This is a genomic window from Pseudomonas sp. FP1742, from assembly GCF_030687145.1.
In the GTDB taxonomy this organism is placed as follows: Bacteria; Pseudomonadota; Gammaproteobacteria; order Pseudomonadales; family Pseudomonadaceae; genus Aquipseudomonas; species Aquipseudomonas frederiksbergensis_D.
This window is the reverse complement of the sequence record NZ_CP117460.1, coordinates 2,155,586-2,172,779: the sequence shown is the minus strand read 5'-3', so window position 1 is coordinate 2,172,779 and position 17,194 is coordinate 2,155,586. Positions and strand designations below refer to the sequence as shown.

Annotated in this window: 12 protein-coding genes; 6 read left to right on the top strand and 6 right to left on the bottom strand. The window is 61.6% G+C overall.

Going from position 1 to position 17,194, the window contains the following annotated elements; translation table 11 throughout:
* Nucleotides 1–24: 24 nt before the first annotated feature.
* From PSH64_RS09630 to PSH64_RS09610, 5 genes are all read right to left on the bottom strand, one after another.
* Nucleotides 25–651 carry a response regulator transcription factor gene (locus PSH64_RS09630; protein ID WP_305480536.1) on the bottom strand — a complete coding sequence of 209 codons (627 nt, stop codon included), beginning with the start codon at nt 649–651 and terminating at the stop codon, nt 25–27.
* A gap of 142 nt (nt 652–793) precedes the next feature.
* Nucleotides 794–1,168 (bottom strand): response regulator, encoded by a 375-nt coding sequence (locus PSH64_RS09625; protein ID WP_305480535.1) that lies wholly within the window; start codon nt 1,166–1,168, stop codon nt 794–796.
* 126 nt (nt 1,169–1,294) lie between these two features.
* The gene (mgtA, locus tag PSH64_RS09620) at nt 1,295–4,012 is read right to left on the bottom strand and encodes a magnesium-translocating P-type ATPase (RefSeq protein ID WP_305480534.1); all 2,718 of its coding nucleotides are present in this window, start codon (nt 4,010–4,012) and stop codon (nt 1,295–1,297) included.
* A gap of 502 nt (nt 4,013–4,514) precedes the next feature.
* Entirely contained in the window at nt 4,515–5,846 is a 1,332-nt protein-coding gene (locus PSH64_RS09615) for a lysine N(6)-hydroxylase/L-ornithine N(5)-oxygenase family protein (protein WP_305480533.1), read from the bottom strand.
* Nucleotides 5,847–5,976: 130 nt separating this feature from the next.
* Entirely contained in the window at nt 5,977–6,459 is a 483-nt protein-coding gene (locus tag PSH64_RS09610) for a sigma-70 family RNA polymerase sigma factor (protein ID WP_105344256.1), read from the bottom strand.
* Between the two features lie 336 nt (nt 6,460–6,795).
* On the opposite strand from PSH64_RS09610, the gene PSH64_RS09605 reads away from it, so the two are divergent.
* The 3 genes from PSH64_RS09605 to PSH64_RS09595 are packed head-to-tail and all read left to right on the top strand — an operon-like array spanning nt 6,796 to nt 11,344.
* Entirely contained in the window at nt 6,796–7,968 is a 1,173-nt protein-coding gene (locus tag PSH64_RS09605; RefSeq protein WP_305480532.1) for an efflux RND transporter periplasmic adaptor subunit, read from the top strand.
* Nucleotides 7,969–9,942 carry a MacB family efflux pump subunit gene (locus tag PSH64_RS09600; protein ID WP_305480531.1) on the top strand — a complete coding sequence of 658 codons (1,974 nt, stop codon included), beginning with the start codon at nt 7,969–7,971 and terminating at the stop codon, nt 9,940–9,942. It begins immediately after the preceding gene.
* Nucleotides 9,943–9,949: 7 nt separating this feature from the next.
* Nucleotides 9,950–11,344 (top strand): efflux transporter outer membrane subunit, encoded by a 1,395-nt coding sequence (locus PSH64_RS09595; protein WP_305480530.1) that lies wholly within the window; start codon nt 9,950–9,952, stop codon nt 11,342–11,344.
* Nucleotides 11,345–11,476: 132 nt separating this feature from the next.
* On the opposite strand, the gene PSH64_RS09590 is transcribed toward PSH64_RS09595, so the two are convergent.
* Nucleotides 11,477–13,105 carry a PvdJ/PvdD/PvdP-like protein gene (locus PSH64_RS09590; protein WP_305480529.1) on the bottom strand — a complete coding sequence of 543 codons (1,629 nt, stop codon included), beginning with the start codon at nt 13,103–13,105 and terminating at the stop codon, nt 11,477–11,479.
* Between the two features lie 242 nt (nt 13,106–13,347).
* Here PSH64_RS09590 and pvdM point away from each other — a divergent pair, with 242 nt between their 5' ends.
* The 3 genes from pvdM (at nt 13,348) to PSH64_RS09575 (ending at nt 17,126) form a co-directional block, all read left to right on the top strand.
* Complete coding sequence (gene pvdM, locus PSH64_RS09585) at nt 13,348–14,718, top strand: pyoverdine-tailoring dipeptidase-like protein PvdM (RefSeq protein WP_305480528.1); 1,371 nt, start codon at nt 13,348–13,350, stop codon at nt 14,716–14,718.
* The gene (locus PSH64_RS09580; RefSeq protein ID WP_305480527.1) at nt 14,715–15,995 is read left to right on the top strand and encodes an aminotransferase class V-fold PLP-dependent enzyme; all 1,281 of its coding nucleotides are present in this window, start codon (nt 14,715–14,717) and stop codon (nt 15,993–15,995) included. Before pvdM ends, PSH64_RS09580 begins: the two co-directional genes overlap by 4 nt.
* 243 nt (nt 15,996–16,238) lie before the next feature.
* Nucleotides 16,239–17,126: a formylglycine-generating enzyme family protein gene (locus PSH64_RS09575; RefSeq protein WP_305480526.1), complete on the top strand. Its 888-nt coding sequence runs from the start codon at nt 16,239–16,241 to the stop codon at nt 17,124–17,126.
* The last annotated feature ends 68 nt before the right edge of the window (nt 17,127–17,194 follow it).

The window sequence follows — 17,194 nt, the reverse complement described above, 5'->3', positions numbered from 1 at the left end:
ACTGGAAGATGCGCACGGTCGAGTTCACTCAGAGATCAGAAGATTACGCTTGGCGAAATCGCGCAGGTGTACCGCAGCGTTCACGCCCAGTTTTTCGATCAAGCGGGTCTTGTAGGTGCTGACGGTCTTGTGACTCAGGTGCATACGTTCGGCGATCGCCTTGTTGCTCATGCCCTGGGCCAAATACCGCAGGATTGTCAGCTCGCGGTTGGAAAGTTTATCGATCATCTCTTTTTCGCTGCGTTGCCGGGGGTCCTGCGATCCCGCAGGCAACCGCGCGAAAAAGGTGTAACCGGCCATGACGGCGTGCACGGCTTTTTGCAATTGACTCAGGACATTGGTCTTGGCGACATACGCCATGGCCCCGGCGCGCATGCAACGCTCTTGAAAAAACAGCGGATCCAGGGAAGTGAAAACCAGTACCAGACATAGCCAACCATTGGCCCTGATCCGGTCCAGCAGCTCCAGCCCATCGCCACCGGGCATAACCAGATCCAGTATCACCAGATCGACTGCATGCTCACGAAGTATCGATAAGGCCTCGCCAACACTGGACGCCTCAAAAATGAGTTTGAAGCCTTCCCGCTCCAGTACAAGTGTGACTGCGGCACGTACCACCGGATGATCGTCCACAATCAGCGCTTTCTTCATGGCAATTCCTTTGCAAAAACTCAACGATTGCCCGCCGGTAACCGCCGGGATAGACGCAGCGGCTGCGCAATGACTTTTGCACGTAAAGCAGGAGAAATGTACCTATCAGAAATGATAGTACCGACGAACGGTAACCCTGGACTCAACCGATCCGTTGTCGATTCCGCGCCTGATCCAGTGGCGATGCAGCTTCATACTCAGGCGGATCGATGAGCTCCATCAGCCGTCGAATGGCGGCTAAATCCGGCAGCGCGTCGTCGTCGTAGATCAAGGCGTGGTGAACCTGGCGGTTATCGCGCAAGAACCCGGACAGATCCAATGCCCCTGCCGCCAGAGAGGCATTGATGATCACCAGGTCGAACGGCTCGCATCCGTACTCGACCAGATTCAGCATGTCGGCAAGACTTTGCACCGGCGCCACTCGGTAATAACCGAGCTGGTTGAACAACCGCTCGGTTCTCATCCGGTGAAAATGCTGTTCGTCGGCGATCAGAATGCGCAAGGCTTTATTTGGCAAAACAGGTCCCCTGGGGGTGCGGATTCGTGGGGAAGCAAGGCTACGGAAGACATGTCGTACTTTCTGTAGGACTTTTCCTAAAGTTAAGTGCCTCTCTTAAAAATCAGGCCCGAGGAGCTGGCAGCATTACTGCCAGCCAAACCGCCGAATATAGAAACCTTTCACCGCCTGGGTCAGTGCCATGTACGCCAGCAGAATCACCGGCAGGAACACGAAATACAGCGACGGCAGCGCCTGCAGTTTGAAGTAATGCGCCAGCGGCCCCATCGGCAGGAAAATCCCCACGGCCATGATCACCCCGGTCATCACCAGCAGCGGCATGGCGGCGCGGCTTTGCAGGAACGGCACCTTCGGCGTGCGGATCATGTGCACGATCAGTGTCTGGGTCAGCAACCCGACCACGAACCAGCCGGACTGGAACAGGGTCTGGTGGTCCGGGGTGTTGGCATCGAACACGTACCACATCAACGCAAAGGTGCTGATGTCGAAGATCGAACTGATCGGGCCGAAAAACAGCATGAAGCGTCCGACGTCCGCTGGCTGCCAGCGTTGGGGCTGTTTCAGCATGTCTTCATCGACGTTATCGAACGGGATGGCGATCTGCGAAATGTCGTAGAGCAGGTTCTGCACCAGCAGGTGCATCGGCAGCATCGGCAGGAACGGAATGAACGCACTGGCCACCAGCACCGAGAACACGTTGCCGAAGTTCGAGCTGGCGGTCATTTTGATGTACTTGAGCATGTTGGCGAAGGTCCGTCGCCCTTCCAGCACGCCCTCCTCCAGCACCATCAGGCTCTTTTCCAGGAGGATGATGTCCGCCGCTTCCTTGGCGATGTCCACCGCGCTGTCCACAGAAATACCGATGTCGGCGGTGCGCAGGGCCGGCGCATCGTTGATGCCGTCGCCCATGAAGCCGACCACATGACCGTTACCCTTGAGCAAACGGACGATGCGTTCCTTGTGCGACGGCGTGAGTTTGGCGAAGACGTTGGTGGTCTCCACCGCCACCGCCAGCTCGGCGTCGCTCATGCGTTCGATGTCGTTGCCCATCAGCAGGCCTTGCTGCTCCAGCCCGACTTCACGGCAGATTTTCGCGGTCACCAGTTCGTTGTCGCCAGTCAGCACTTTCACCGCCACACCGTGCGCGGCCAGGGCCTTGAGTGCCGGCGCGGTGCTTTCCTTCGGTGGATCGAGGAAAGCCACATAACCGATCAGCGTCAGCGCCTGTTCATCGGCCAGACTGTAAGTGTCGCGGCCCTCGATCATCGGCCGCGCCGCCACCGCCACCACCCGCAGGCCTTCGGCATTGAAGGTGGCGGTGACCTGGCGAATCCGCGCCAGCAATTCATCGCTCAGCGCCTCGTCGGCATCGCCGTGGCGCACCCGGGTGCACACCGCCAGCACTTCCTCCACCGCACCTTTGCAGATCAGCAAGTGCGGCTGATCACGCTCGGCCACCACCACCGACATGCGTCGACGGGTGAAGTCGAACGGAATCTCGTCGACCTTGCGAAACGCCGTGCCGACTTTCAGCTCGCGGTGGATTTCCACGTGCTCCAGCACGGCCACGTCCAGCAGGTTTTTCAGGCCGGTCTGGTAGTAGCTGTTGAGGTAGGCCATTTCCAGCACGTCATCGGAATCGTTGCCCCAGACATCGACGTTGCGCGCGAGGAAGATTTTGTCCTGGGTCAGCGTGCCGGTCTTGTCGGTGCAGAGCACGTCCATGGCGCCGAAGTTCTGGATCGCATCAAGGCGTTTGACGATGACTTTTTTGCGCGACAGGAACACCGCGCCCTTGGCCAGGGTCGAGGTGACAATCATCGGCAGCATTTCCGGGGTCAGGCCCACGGCGATCGACAGCGCGAACAGCAATGCTTCGGTCCAGTCACCCTTGGTGAAACCGTTGATGAACAACACCAGCGGCGCCATGACGAACATGAAGCGGATCAGCAACCAGCTGACTTTGTTGACCCCGGTCTGGAACGAGGTCGGTGCGCGATCGGTGGCACCGACCCGCTGCGCCAGCGCGCCGAAATAGGTGTTGTTGCCGGTGGTGAGAATCAGCGCCATCGCCGTGCCGGACACCACGTTGGTGCCCATGAACAGGATGTTGTCGAGGTCCAGCGGGTTGTGGGTGTGGTTGTCCTGCTGACGGGGAAACTTCTCCACCGGCATCGATTCACCGGTCATCGCGGCCTGGCTGACGAACAGGTCCTTGGCGTTGGCCACCCGGCAATCGGCGGGAATCATGTCGCCGGCCGAGAGCACGATCAGGTCCCCCGGCACCAGTTGTTTGATCGGCAATTCGAGGCGTTGCGCACCGTTGTTCACCACCTCCCGACGCATCACCGTGGCGGTGTTGCTGACCATCGCCTTGAGCGCGTCGGCGGCCTGGTTGGATTTGGTTTCCTGCCAGAAACGCAGCAAGGTCGAGAGCACCACCATCGAGAAAATCACGATGGCGGCTTTCATGTCTTCGGTCAGCCAGGAGATCACCGCCAGCAAGGTCAGCAGCAGGTTGAACGGGTTTTTGTAGCAGTGCCACAGGTGCGTCCACCATGGCAGCGGCTGCTCGTGCTCGACTTCATTGAGGCCATGTTGCTCGCGCAGGGCATCGGCCTCGGGTTCAGTCAGGCCGTCAGGGTGGCTGCCGAGGTTATCCAGCAATTGGCCGGTGTCGCTGTTGGCAGCGGCGACCAGGGTTTGCGCGAGCGTCGGCGGGACTTCGCGGCTGACGGTGGTGTCGGTGAAGCTTTCCAGCAGCGCCAGTCGACGGAAGTGCCGGGCGATGTGACGGTTTCGCAGGAATCCGGCGAAGAATTCTTTCAGCCAGGTCAGGTTCATGGCAGTGCCCCCCAGGGTCAGCCGGGAAACCGTCGAGCAGGCGAGTCGAGGCGCTGCGATGACGACACGGGGTCGAACATCACACGCTGTTCAGCGTCGATGAGAGAGACGTCGGGAGTCGGGCCGGAACCGGCCACGATCGGGATGCCGCTGCTCGCTTTACGGCGAGACAACGGCACAAAAGGCTGCGCGTTATCTTGCCGGGAAAATGCCGGTTACCGAGACCGGCCGACAACTGTCACTCGAACAAGTACCCACTGTGGGTCTCCGCTAATTGATGAAAACGCGCGAAGCTTACGCCGCGATTTCCAGAGAGTAAACGCTGCGCAGGGGTGTTGTGGGGGGAATCGCGGGGTTCTTCAGGAAGGGTTCAGCTTTCAGGATTTTTGGTGTTCTTTCGGCCCTTTCGCGAGCAAGCCCGCTCCCACATTAGTCCTGCAAACACAGGTTAAATGTGGGAGCGGGCTTGCTCGCGAAAGCGGCTTAACAGACGCCGAAAATCTCAGCTGGCAGTTGCCAACAACACGTCCCTCACCGATCGGCCACGGGATTTGCCATGGTCATACAACGAGCCGGCAATTTCATCGGCGCGGATCGGCAGGATCGACAGCAAGGTGTCGCTCAAGCCGTGGCTGGCCTGGCAGAAACCCTGCATGTAGATCCCGGCCTTGCAGCGCTCGTCGGTGATCAGCCTGTAGTTGCGATCGACCTCAAAATCGCCGAGGTATTGCTCCAGCGGCGCCAACAGTTTGCGGTGCATCTGCCGCTCGTAACCGGTGGCCAGTACCACGGCGTCGTAACGCCGAACCGTGACTTCACCGGTAGCATTATTGCGCACCGTCAATTCGATACCGTGCTCGGTGGCGGTGGCTTTTTCGACGGTGGTCAGGGTACGGAACGCATGGCGCGCGACGCCCGAGACTTTCTGCCGGTAGAAAATCCCGTAGATACGTTCGATCAGGTCGATGTCCACCACCGAATAGTTGGTGTTGTGGTACTCGTTGACCAGACGCTCGCGTTCGCTGCTGGCCTGCTGGAACACCAGGTCGGTGAATTCCGGCGAGAACACTTCGTTGACGAAGGGGCTGTCATCGGCCGGCTTCAGGGCCGAGCCGCGCAGGATCATGTCCACCTGCACCGTCGGGAAGCTGTCGTTGAGGTCGATGAAGGCCTCCGCCGCGCTCTGCCCACCGCCGATGATTGCGATGTTCATCGGTTGGTTGTTCACGCACGGTTGCCTGGCCATGCGCTCCAGGTACTGGGAATGGTGGAACACCCGACCGTCATCCTTCAGTGCCTTGAACGCTTCGGGAATGCGCGGTGTACCGCCGGCGCTGACCACCACCGAACGGGTGGTGCGCACATGCTGCAACCCCTGAGTGTCCCGCGAGATCACCCGCAGCGCCTCGACCTGCTGGTTGTGCAGCACCGGCTCGATGGTCAGCACTTCCTCGCCGTAGCGGCTCTGCCCGGTGAATTGCCCGGCGACCCAGCGCAGGTAGTCGTTGTACTCCATGCGGCACGGATAGAAGGTGCCGAGGTTGATGAAGTCCACCAGACGACCATGATGCTTGAGGTAATTGACGAAGGAGTACGGACTGGTCGGGTTGCGCAGGGTCACCAGATCCTTGAGAAACGAGATCTGCAGTTCGCTCTGGGTGACCAGGGTATTGCCGTGCCAGCGGTAGTCCGCCTGCTTGTCGAGAAACAGCACATCCAGCTCGCCCTGGCTCGGCCCGCGCTCTTGCAGGGCGATGGCCAGGGCCAGGTTGGAAGGGCCGAAACCGACGCCGATCAGGTCGTGAACGATGGGCGATGCAATTGCCTGTGTCATTTCCAGTGTCCTCTGGATAAACCCCGCAGCTGCGGGGATAAAGCCTGGGTGACCTGACCGGCCTTTTGCGGCGGCAGATCGTCTGTTGAATAGGAACGAGGACAATGAAAAAAAATTTAACGAGGCCGACTCAAGCGACGTCCCACTGGCGCATGCGCATGCGGCAATGCTTCATGGCGTTGACGATGTGCTTTTCCACCAGCGCCTTGGAAATACCCAGGTGCTCGGCGATTTGCGGGTGGGACAGGCCTTCGATCTTGCGCAGCAGGAAACTCTCGCGACACAGCCGTGGCAATTCCGCCAGCGCGCGCTGCAGCATGTCCAGGCGCTGACCATGATCGAGGCTGTTGTGGGGCGATGGGATGAAGTAGCGCTCTTCGCTGTCGAGCACCTCCAGGGGTTCGACCTGACGCAAGACATTGCGACGGTGATCGTCGATCACCAGGTTGAGCGCGGTGCGATAAAGGAACGCCCGGGGTTGCTCGATCGGCGTGTCGCTGGAACGCTCCAGCACCCGCAGATACGCGTCATGCACCACATCTTCGGCCACCTGGCGGTTGCCTAGCTTGGCGTTCAGGAAACACACCAGCTCGCGATAGTAGTTTTCCAACATGACTCCCGGCCGCACGGGGGGCGGTTTCTATCCTTGAGCCAGATCCGCGACCGCCAGGCAGGCAGGCAGTGGCACGATGATGGCGATTTCGAGTGTGTAATTTATAGTAATTCTCATATAGATTTAAAGTGCTGTTTCTATTTGCCTGCTAAATAGTGCTGTCCTATACCTATAACTTTGTCTGTGACTCAAAGCCTCAACGCTTAAATTCCCCGCCCCTTCCCTCGTCTACAGGACAGCTCCCCGTGTCTGTCGGTCCTCCGACAGCGTTCAGCCGTCGGCAGATATTGCGCGCCCACTGAACGACGGGCCGAATCCCATTGGCCGGAACCCTGCATGAAACGTCCCCGTCACACCCGACGCGCCCTGCTTGTAGCCCTTTGTCTGATCCCCGTTATCGCCGTCGCGGCCTGGCAGGTTTTGCCGCCCGGTCGTGATCGGTTCGCCACGGTCCAGGTCGCGCGCGGCGACATCGAAAGCAGCGTCACGGCGCTGGGAACCCTGCAGCCGCGACGCTATGTCGATGTCGGCGCCCAGGCCTCCGGGCAGATCCACAAGATCCATGTGGAAGTCGGTGACGTGGTCAAGGAAGGCCAGTTGCTGGTGGAAATAGACCCGTCCACGCAACAAGCAAAACTCGACGCCGGACGTTTCTCGATCGACAACCTCAAGGCGCAGCTGCAGGAGCAACGGGCACAGCACGACCTGGCCCGGCAGAAATATCAGCGTCAACAGAACCTCGCCGCCGGCGGCGCGACACGGGACGAAGATGTGCAAACGGCCCAGGCCGAACTGCGCACCACCCAGGCGCGCATCGACATGTTCGAGGCGCAGATCCGTCAGGCCCAGGCCAGTCTGCGCAGCGATCAGGCCGAACTCGGCTATACGCGCATTTACGCACCGATGAGCGGAACGGTCGTGGCCCTCGATGCCCGCGAAGGCCAGACCCTCAACGCGCAGCAGCAAACGCCGCTGATCCTGCGCATCGCCAAACTGTCGCCGATGACGGTCTGGGCCGAGGTCTCGGAGGCTGACATCGGTCACGTCAGACCCGGCATGAGCGCCTGGTTCACCACGCTCAGCGGCGGTAACCGGCGCTGGAGCAGCACGGTGCGGCAGATTTTGCCGATACCGCCCAAACCGCTGGACCAGGCCAGCCAGGGCGGTGGCAGCCCGGCCAGTTCCAATAAAAGCGGCACGGGTCGCGTGGTGCTGTACACGGTGCTGCTGGACGTCGACAACGCCGACAACGCATTAATGGCGGAAATGACCACCCAAGTATTTTTCGTCTCCCATCAGGCAAAAAACGTCCTGACCGCGCCGATCGCGGCCTTGCAGGATGGCCCGTTGGCCGACCGTCAAACGGCTCGGGTCGTTGCCCAAAACGGTGACATCGAGCAAAGGACCGTGCGCACCGGCATCAGCGATCGCCTGAAGGTGCAGATCCTCGACGGACTGGCCGAAGGCGATCACCTGTTGATCGGCCCCGCCGACGGCAGCGGAGACTGAATGCAAACGCCCCTGATCGACCTGCAGGACATTCGTAAATCCTACGGCGGCGGCGACGCGCCTGAAGTTCATGTGTTGCGCGGCATCGACCTGTCGATCCACGCCGGGGAGTTCGTAGCGATCGTCGGCGCTTCCGGCTCCGGCAAATCGACGCTGATGAACATCCTCGGCTGCCTCGACCGGCCCACGTCCGGCGAATATCGGTTCGCCGGCGAAAACGTCGCAGCACTCGACAGCGATGAACTGGCCTGGCTGCGCCGCGAGGCCTTCGGTTTCGTGTTTCAGGGGTATCACCTGATTCCGTCCGGCTCGGCCCAGGAAAACGTCGAGATGCCGGCGATCTATGCCGGCACCCCAGCGGCCGAACGCCACGCCCGCGCCGCCGCCCTGCTCGACCGCCTCGGCCTGGCTTCACGCACCGGCAACCGTCCGCACCAGCTCTCCGGTGGTCAGCAGCAACGGGTGTCCATCGCTCGCGCATTAATGAATGGCGGCCACATCATCCTCGCCGACGAACCCACCGGCGCCCTCGACAGCCACAGCGGCGCCGAGGTCATGGCGCTGCTCGACGAACTGGCGAGCCAGGGCCATGTGGTGATCCTCATCACCCACGACCGCGACGTGGCGGCGCGGGCCAAACGCGTGATCGAAATCCGTGACGGCCTGATCATCAGCGACAGCGCCCGCGACAACCCCGCCGTGCAGGCCTCGGCCAATCCCGGTGCGTTGCAAGCGGTGGATTTGCGCAAGCGGCTGAGCGAAGGCAGCGAAGCCACCGGTGCCTGGAAAGGCGAATTGGTGGATGCCATGCACGCGGCCTGGCGGGTGATGTGGATCAACCGCTTCCGCACCGCCCTGACGCTGCTGGGGATCATCATCGGCGTCGCCTCGGTGGTGGTGATGCTGGCGGTCGGCGAAGGCAGCAAGCGTCAGGTCATGGCGCAGATGGGCGCGTTCGGTTCGAACATCATTTACCTCAGCGGCTCCGCCCCCAACCCGCGCACGCCGCCCGGTATCGTGACCCTGGATGACGTCGCGGCGCTGGCCAGTTTGCCGCAAGTCATGCGAATCATGCCGGTCAACGGCGCCGAAGCCGGGGTGCGCTTCGGCAACCTCGACCATCTGAGCTACGTCGGCGGCAACGACACCAACTTTCCGGCGATCTTCAACTGGCCGGTGGTCGAGGGCAGTTACTTCACTGAGGCCGATGAGCGCAACGCCGCAGCGGTCGCGGTGATCGGTCACAAGGTGCGCACCAAGTTGCTCAAGGATGTTGCCAACCCCATCGGCCAATACATCTTGATCGAAAACGTGCCCTTTCAGGTCGTCGGTGTGCTCGCAGAAAAAGGCGCCAGCTCCGGCGACTCCGACAGCGACAACCGGATTGCCGTGCCCTACTCGGCGGCCAGTGTCCGGCTGTTCGGCACCCACAACCCCGAATACGTGGCCATTGCCGCAGCCGATGCGCGCAAGGTCAAAGAGACCGAAAAGGCCATCGAGCAGTTGATGCTGCGCCTGCACAACGGCAAACACGATTTCGAACTGACCAACAATGCCGCGATGATTCAGGCCGAGGCGCGCACGCAAAATACGCTGTCGCTGATGCTCGGTTCGATTGCGGCGATCTCGCTGCTGGTGGGCGGCATCGGCGTGATGAACATCATGCTCATGACCGTGCGCGAACGGACCCGCGAGATCGGTATCCGCATGGCCACCGGCGCCCGTCAGCGCGACATTTTGCGCCAGTTCCTCACTGAAGCGGTGATGCTCTCGGTGGTCGGCGGGATCGCCGGCATCGCCTTGGCGCTGATCGTCGGCGGCGTATTGGTGCTCAGCAAAGTCGCGGTGGCCTTTTCCCTGGCGGCGGTCATCGGCGCCTTCGCCTGCGCACTGATCACCGGCGTTGTCTTCGGCTTCATGCCGGCCCGCAAAGCTGCCCGGCTCGACCCGGTCACGGCCCTTACCAGTGAATGATCGATCTATGAAACCGCAACTGAGCCTGTTGACCCTTTGCCTGCTGCTCGGCGCCTGCAGCCACCCGGCTCCGCGCCCGGACAGCGGCATTCAACCACCGTCGGCCTGGCAATCGCCATACGATGAAAGCGCCTCCCGGACGAGTCGGCAATGGTGGACGCAGTTCGGCAGCCCGCAGCTTGATCGCTTGATCGAACAGGCCCGCGTCGGCAGTTATGACCTGGCCGCCGCCATCGCTCGGGTGCACCAGGCCCGGGCCGACACAGTGATTGCCGGCGGCTCGCAGTTGCCGGAGATCAAGGCCGGCATGAACGCCAACCGCCAGAAATTGCTGCGCGGCGACGGCTATAGCCAACTCGATGCCGACAGCAGCAACAAGGCCGTGGACTACTTTGACGCCAACCTCAGCGCCAGTTACGAAATCGACTTCTGGGGCGGCAAACGCGCGTCCCGGGACAATGCGCAATTCGGGCTGCGCGCCAGCGAGTTCGATCAGGCCACGGTCGAATTGACCTTGCTCAGCGGCGTGGCCAACAGCTACGCGCAAGCCTTGTCGCTGGATGAACAAAGTCGCATTGCCGCGCTGAACCTGGCCAACGCACAGAACGTTTTGAAACTGGTGCAGACCCGTTTCGACTCAGGCTCGGCCACCGCACTGGAACTGGCTCAACAGAAAAGCCTGGTGGCGGCGCAACAACGGCAACTGCCGCTGATTCGCCAGCAAGCCGAGGACGCCCGGATCAGCCTCGCCGCCCTGCTCGGCCGACCGGTCCAGCAACTGCCGCCCAGCCACGAATCCTTCGATCAACTGCAATGGCCTGCCATCGATGCCGGATTGCCCAGCGAACTGCTCAGCCGCCGCCCGGACATCGCCCGCGCCGAAGCGCAACTGGCCGCCGCCCAGGCCAACGTCACGGTCGCACGCGCGGCCATGTTGCCCGCCGTGACCCTGAGCGCCAGCATCGGCTCGGGCGCCAACACGGCCAACGATATTCTGCGCAGCCCGTTCTACAACCTCACCGCCGGGCTGGTCGCGCCGATCTTCAATAACGGCCGCCTCGGCGCCGAGCGCGACAAGGCCACGGCCCGGCAACAAGAACTGCTGGAAGCCTACCGAGGCGCGATCATCAATGGCTTTGCCGACGTCGAAAAAGCCCTCAACAGCATTCGCGGCCTGGATGAGCAGCGGCAATGGCAACGCGAAGAGCTGGACCAGGCCCAGGCCGCGTTCAACATTGCGCAAAGCCGCTATCAGGCTGGGGCCGAGGATTGGCTGACGGTGCTGGAGACACAGCGCACACTGTATGCGGCGCAGGATGCGAATGTGCAACTGCGGTTGTCGCGGTTGCAGGCGAGCATCGCGTTGTACAAGGCGTTGGGTGGGGGGTGGCAGGCGTTGTAACAGTGGTGACCGTTAAACCGCTTTCGCGAGCAAGCCCGCTCCCACATTTGATCGGCGTCGAACACACATTCTAAGTTCGCTGAAGATTAAATGTGGGAGCGGGCTTGCTCGCGAATGAACGATAACGTGGTCTTAACGGGTAATCGGCTTGACCTTCAGATTCCGCGCATACCATGGCCGTTGCGGCACCCGCCGGAACAAATCCGCGAGTTTCTTTTCGTCAGTGCCGAAGGTGATGCGCAGCGCCAGCTTCATGGTTTCCGGGTCCATTTCCACCGATTTGCCGACCTGCAATCCCGGCGTGGTGCTGCAACCGTGGGTGCTCGGGCCGAGCCATGGATCATCGACTTCAACCCAGCGCCCCGGGGCGAACCAGGGCACGCCGTTGACCTCAAGCCGACTGACTTCCCCCGGATGAAAACGCTCGTGGGCGCGGAACCAGTCTTCCAGGCGATCGTCGATCCAGCCATGGAAGTGCCAGAACACCGGGTTCACGTGGGATGAAAACGGGTCACCGAGGAAGTCGTTTTCCGGCGCATACCAACGCGCGGAAAAGTCCGCCGGATCCCGGGCGAAAGGCACCGGCTGACCGTTGGAAGGATCCCGTGGCACCGAGGCCCAGCGCATGTGCAGCCAGTCGTGCAAGCCCAGTTCGATTTCCGAACCGAACTGCCCCAGGGTCAACTTCGACAGATAACGCGGGTCGCGGTAACGGGATTCCCATACCTGAAAATTGCTGTGGTAGGTCTCGGCAGTCTTGATGTCGCTGACCCACTGGGTGTACTCGGTGTCTTCGGCGGCCAGCCAGGTGGGCGGCAGCGCCGTGCCATCGTGATTGTCGAAATAGCGGGCGAAGCCCTGACGGTCGCGCTCAAGCTCCGGCTGCGGCATCGGAAAGCTCGACCAGGACGGCAGGTCCTGCATCGAACGCGCCGTGCCGAGCATGTGCCGGTGCATGAAGAAAAAGTCGATTCCCGAACCATTACGGTCTTTGCGCGGCCCCCGGGCATCGCGCTCGTTACCCCGTGGGCCCGGCTGCCAGCCGATGCCGCGCAAGGCACCTTGTTGGTCCATAGAGAGTTTGTGCCATTTGTCCCGCGTGGCGTGCCAGAGCTGGTGGAACAAGCGGTGCTCGGGGGAAATCAGCCACGCCAGCAACGGCGGATTCAACCCCACACGCTCACGGGCTTCGGGAAACAGCCGTTTGCGCGCGACAAAGCGATTGTCCAGTTCCAGCAAACCGAGCGGGCGATCCAGACGCAGGATCCGCCCGCTGAGGGTGCCACTGCCGGCATTGCCGAAATCGGCCCAGACCTCATCGAGCGTGACCGCCAGCTCATAAGCCGGCGCGCCGTTGGCCGATTGCCGATCGATCAGGCGCCAGTACAGCTGGCTGGCGTCCGGCGACACCAGGTCGCCGATCACCCGGTAACGCGGCTCGGCTTCACCGCGTAACTGCTGCGCGGTATCGAGGCAGCCACGCAGGCCACGGCCGCGCTGGGCGATGTCGAGAAACAGCTCCAGCCCGTGCTGCGGTAAACCGTCGAGGCCCGCTTGCGAACCTTCGAAGCGGATATCCCAGATGCCGCGCAGCGAGTTGGCCAACTGCTGACCCGCAGTGTCCGCCAGGTCGACGGTCGCCTCGCCGGGGGTAATCGTCGGGTCCGGCTTCGTCCATTCGCGATGCCCATAATAAGCCGCAGGCACGGCAGCGCCAGTCAGCGCCAGGCCTGCCATGAACCATCGTCGAGAAATCGTCATTGCCCTACCTGTGTCAGCCATGAAGCAGGCTTTATCCAAGCTAGAACGTTTGTTGCCTCTACAAATTTAAAAGCTTCGCGAGCAAGCCCGCTCCCACAAGGACAGCGCAATACCTGTGGGAGCGGGCTTGCTCGCGAAGAGGCCCGCAAGGCCACCTAAATTTCCCTGCCAGCCACTCGTTCCTCCCAGATAGCAAAGGCCCCTGCGCCTGCACCGGGGCGGCGAACCTGACAGAGATGGCAATGACAAAACCACGTTCGAAAAAGGCTCTTTACATCGGCCTGCCGCTGGCCCTGGCGATCAGCGCCGGCGCGGGCTTCGCAGTCTGGTATTACGGGTTCAAGGACAACCCCGGTTACCCGATCAAGGTCATGCAACAGGCCGACGAGTTGCACGAGCGCATGCTCTCCTTCGATAGCCACATCAGCCTGATGCAGAACTTCGGCACCCAGGGCAATGAAGCCGACAAGGATGGCGAGGGCCAGTTCGACCTGGTCAAGGCCAACCGCGGACGCCTGTCCGGCGCGGCCCTGACGATTTTCGGCTGGCCGGAACTGTGGAATGGCGCCAACGCGCCGCACAAGCCCACCGCCGGTTTTGTCGAAGAGGCGCGCAACCAACAGGAGATCCGCTACAAGATTATTTCCGGGATGGTCCGCGACTTTCCCAATCAGGTCGCCATTGCCTACACCCCCGACGATTTCCGTCGTTTGCACGGCGAAGGCAAGTTCGCGATTTTCATCAGCATGCTCAATGCCTACCCGCTGGGCCACGACCTGAACCTGCTGGACCTGTGGACGGCACGCGGCATGCGCATGTTCGGCTTCAGCTATATCGGCAATAACGACTGGGCCGACTCCTCGCGCCCCTTGCCGTTCTTCAACGATTCGCCGGATGCCCTCGACGGCCTCTCGGACCTGGGCAAGCAAGCGGTACATCGCTTGAATGATCTGGGCGTGATCATCGACGTGTCGCAAATGTCGACCAAGGCCCTGGAGCAAGTCGCGCAATTGAGCCGCACACCGATGGTCGCCTCGCACTCGGCGCCGCGAGCGATGGTCGATATCCCGCGCAATCTCAGCGACAAGGAAATGCAGCTGATCAAGAACAGCGGTGGCGTGGTGCAGGTGGTCGGTTTCTCCCAATACCTGCGCCCGCTGACCCAGACCACCCAGGACAAACTCAACGAACTGCGCAAAGCGTTCGACCTGCCGCCCCTGCCGAACCTCGCCATGGCATTGATGCCGGGCGATCCGGTCATCGCTGCCTGGCCCGAGAAAAAATTCGGCCAGTACGCCAGCCGTCTCTACGCGATTCTCGAAGAAGAACCCAAAGCCAGCCTCAAGAACCTCGGCGACGCCATCGATTACACGGTGCGCAAAATCGGCGTTGACCATGTCGGCATCAGCTCCGACTTCAACGAAGGGGGCGGCGTCAAAGGCTGGGAAAACGTCGGTGACATTCGCAATGTCACGGCGGAACTGATCTCGCGCGGCTACTCCGAAGCAGACATCGCCAAGCTCTGGGGCGGCAACTTCCTGCGAGTCTGGGATCAGGTGCAGAAAGCCGCCAAGCCAGCGCTGATTTCACAACAAGGCACGAGCACACCATGAGCGATCGTCGCACCTTTCTGAAACAGGCCGGAATCCTCGCCGCCGGCCTGCCGTTGACTGCCGGCCTGGACAACGTCGCCAACGCCACGCCAGTGCCCTCGCTGCCTGGGGACAAATGGGCACAACTGCGGCAGCTGTTCGACCAGGATCCGGATTACCTGCATTTCTCCAATTTCCTGATCACCTCGCACCCCAAGCCTGTGCGTGAAGCGATCGAGATGCACCGTGCCGCCCTCGATAAAAACCCCGGGTTGGCGATGGACTGGGACCTGGGCGTGATCGAGCAGCGTGAAGAAGAGGTGCGTGTCTGGGCCGGCCGTTACCTGCAAGCCAATGCCAGACAGATCGCCTTGACCGGCAGCACCACCGAAGGCCTGGCGATGATTTACGGCGGCGTTCATGTACGCCCCGACCAGGAAATCCTCACCACCGCCCACGAGCACTACGCGACCCACACCATTCTCGATCTGCGCACCCAACGGGACGGCACCCGGGTGCGCAAGATCAGGTTATTCAAGGATCCGCAGACGGTCTCCAAAGCGGAGATCCTGGCCTCGATCGAGCAGAACATCAAACCGCAAACCCGTGTGCTCGGCATGACCTGGGTGCACTCCGGCAGTGGCGTGAAACTGCCGATCGCTGACATCGGCGCGCTGGTGGACAAGCACAACCGCAATCGCGCCGACCACGACCGCATTATTTACCTGGTCGACGGCGTGCACGGCTTTGGTGTCGAGGACTTGAGTTTTCCCGCCATGAACTGCGACTTCTTCATCGCCGGCACCCACAAATGGCTGTTCGGCCCCCGTGGCACCGGCATCGTTTGCAGCCGCAGTGAACAGGTCAAATACGTCACGCCAATCATCCCGACCTTCTCCGAAGCCACGGCGTTCTCCACCACCATGACACCGGGCGGCTACCACTCGTTCGAGCACCGCTGGGCACTGAACGAAGCCTTCAAGCTGCATTTGCAATGGGGCAAGGCCGATGTTCAGGCGCGTATCCATGCGCTGAACAGCTATATGAAAAAACGCCTGCAAGCGCACCCGCAGATCGAACTGGTCACACCCCTGAGTCCCGAGCTGTCATCGGGTTTCAGCTTCTTCCGGGTCAAGGGCCAAAGCAGCGACAAGATCGCCGCCTGGCTGATGCAGAACCGCGTGATCGCCGATGCCGTGGAGCGCGACGTGGGCCCGGTGATTCGCACGGCGCCGGGGCTGCTCAACAACGAAGCTGAAGTCGACCGCTTCATCGCGTTGCTCGGCAAACAGCTCTGATCGCCAGCCCCATGGTTAATGTCAGTCAGTTAAGTCGTAACGCGATCTGTAGCAGCTGGCGAAGCCTGCGTTCGGCTGCGAAGCAGTCGTGAATCCGACTGACTCGGTCTGCCTGACACACCGTAATCTCTGGTTTTACGACTGCTTCGCAGCCGAACGCAGGCTTCGCCAGCTGCTACAGAGATTGCGGCGTGGCGGAAGTTGCCCCCCCTGATTCCCTTTAACTTTTTATCGAGAGCAATGATGAACAGTGAGCTGCGTAGTTTTTCCTTGAAGACGCTCCCCGCACTGGCCTTCGCCGCCGTGGTTGCAGGCCTGCTGCCCGGCGCTGCTCAGGCCGCAGCACCCGCCCAGCCCGGCAAAGTATTCAAGGACTGCAAGGACTGCCCGGAAATGGTCGTGCTGCCCACCGGCACCTTCACCATGGGCACTCCGGACAATGAGGTGGGCCGCGAGCCCGACGAAGGTCCGTTGCACCCGGTGACCTTCGCCAAACCGCTGGCCATCAGCCGCTTTCAAGTGCTGGCCGGCGAGTGGGACGCGTACCTGCGCGACAGCGGTTACGTCATGCCCGACGGCGACACCCGGCCGGGCCGCGAGTGCAAGGCCGGCGTGCCGCGCTATGAACGCACGGCCCGGCATCCGGCGGTGTGCATGAACTTCCCCGAGGTCAATGCCTATGTGGCCTGGCTCTCGAAGAAGACCGGCAAGCACTATCGGTTGGTCAGCGAATCGCTGCGTGAGTATGCCGCCCGCGCGGGCAGCAGCGGCCCGTTCCCCTTCCCGTTCGATGAAGGCAAGGAATACGGCATCGCCAAACACGCCAACACCTACGGTGCCGCCGATGGCTACAACTTCACCTCACCGGCGGGCAGTTTCCCGGCCAACGCCTTCGGCGTGTACGACATGCACGGCAACGTCTATGAGTGGACCGCCGATTGCTACAACGACAACTACGTCGGCGCACCGAGCGATGGCAGCGCCTGGTTGACCGGCGAATGCACCGCCCGGCGCATTCGCGGCAATGACTGGGGCGAAGCTCCGGTGTTTTCGCGTTCGGGCAACCGTAATGCCACCTACCCCGATACCCGTGGCGACTGGCTCGGTTTTCGCGTCGCGCGGGATCTTTGAGGCTCCCACCTCCTGTCGCATGACCTGCAACAAACCCGTGCGCGGCTAAATCGCCGCCCACGGGTTTC

What these genes read in the sequence shown, in the direction of transcription:
- PSH64_RS09630 (WP_305480536.1), bottom strand. Translation starts at nt 651, where the DNA reads ATGAAGAAAGCGCTGATTGTGGACGATCATCCGGTGGTACGTGCCGCA.
- mgtA (WP_305480534.1), bottom strand. Translation starts at nt 4,012, where the DNA reads ATGAACCTGACCTGGCTGAAAGAATTCTTCGCCGGATTCCTGCGAAAC.
- PSH64_RS09615 (WP_305480533.1), bottom strand. Translation starts at nt 5,846, where the DNA reads ATGACACAGGCAATTGCATCGCCCATCGTTCACGACCTGATCGGCGTC.
- PSH64_RS09610 (WP_105344256.1), bottom strand. Translation starts at nt 6,459, where the DNA reads ATGTTGGAAAACTACTATCGCGAGCTGGTGTGTTTCCTGAACGCCAAG.
- PSH64_RS09605 (WP_305480532.1), top strand. Translation starts at nt 6,796, where the DNA reads ATGAAACGTCCCCGTCACACCCGACGCGCCCTGCTTGTAGCCCTTTGT.
- PSH64_RS09600 (WP_305480531.1), top strand. Translation starts at nt 7,969, where the DNA reads ATGCAAACGCCCCTGATCGACCTGCAGGACATTCGTAAATCCTACGGC.
- PSH64_RS09595 (WP_305480530.1), top strand. Translation starts at nt 9,950, where the DNA reads ATGAAACCGCAACTGAGCCTGTTGACCCTTTGCCTGCTGCTCGGCGCC.
- PSH64_RS09590 (WP_305480529.1), bottom strand. Translation starts at nt 13,105, where the DNA reads ATGACGATTTCTCGACGATGGTTCATGGCAGGCCTGGCGCTGACTGGC.
- pvdM (WP_305480528.1), top strand. Translation starts at nt 13,348, where the DNA reads ATGACAAAACCACGTTCGAAAAAGGCTCTTTACATCGGCCTGCCGCTG.
- PSH64_RS09580 (WP_305480527.1), top strand. Translation starts at nt 14,715, where the DNA reads ATGAGCGATCGTCGCACCTTTCTGAAACAGGCCGGAATCCTCGCCGCC.
- PSH64_RS09575 (WP_305480526.1), top strand. Translation starts at nt 16,239, where the DNA reads ATGAACAGTGAGCTGCGTAGTTTTTCCTTGAAGACGCTCCCCGCACTG.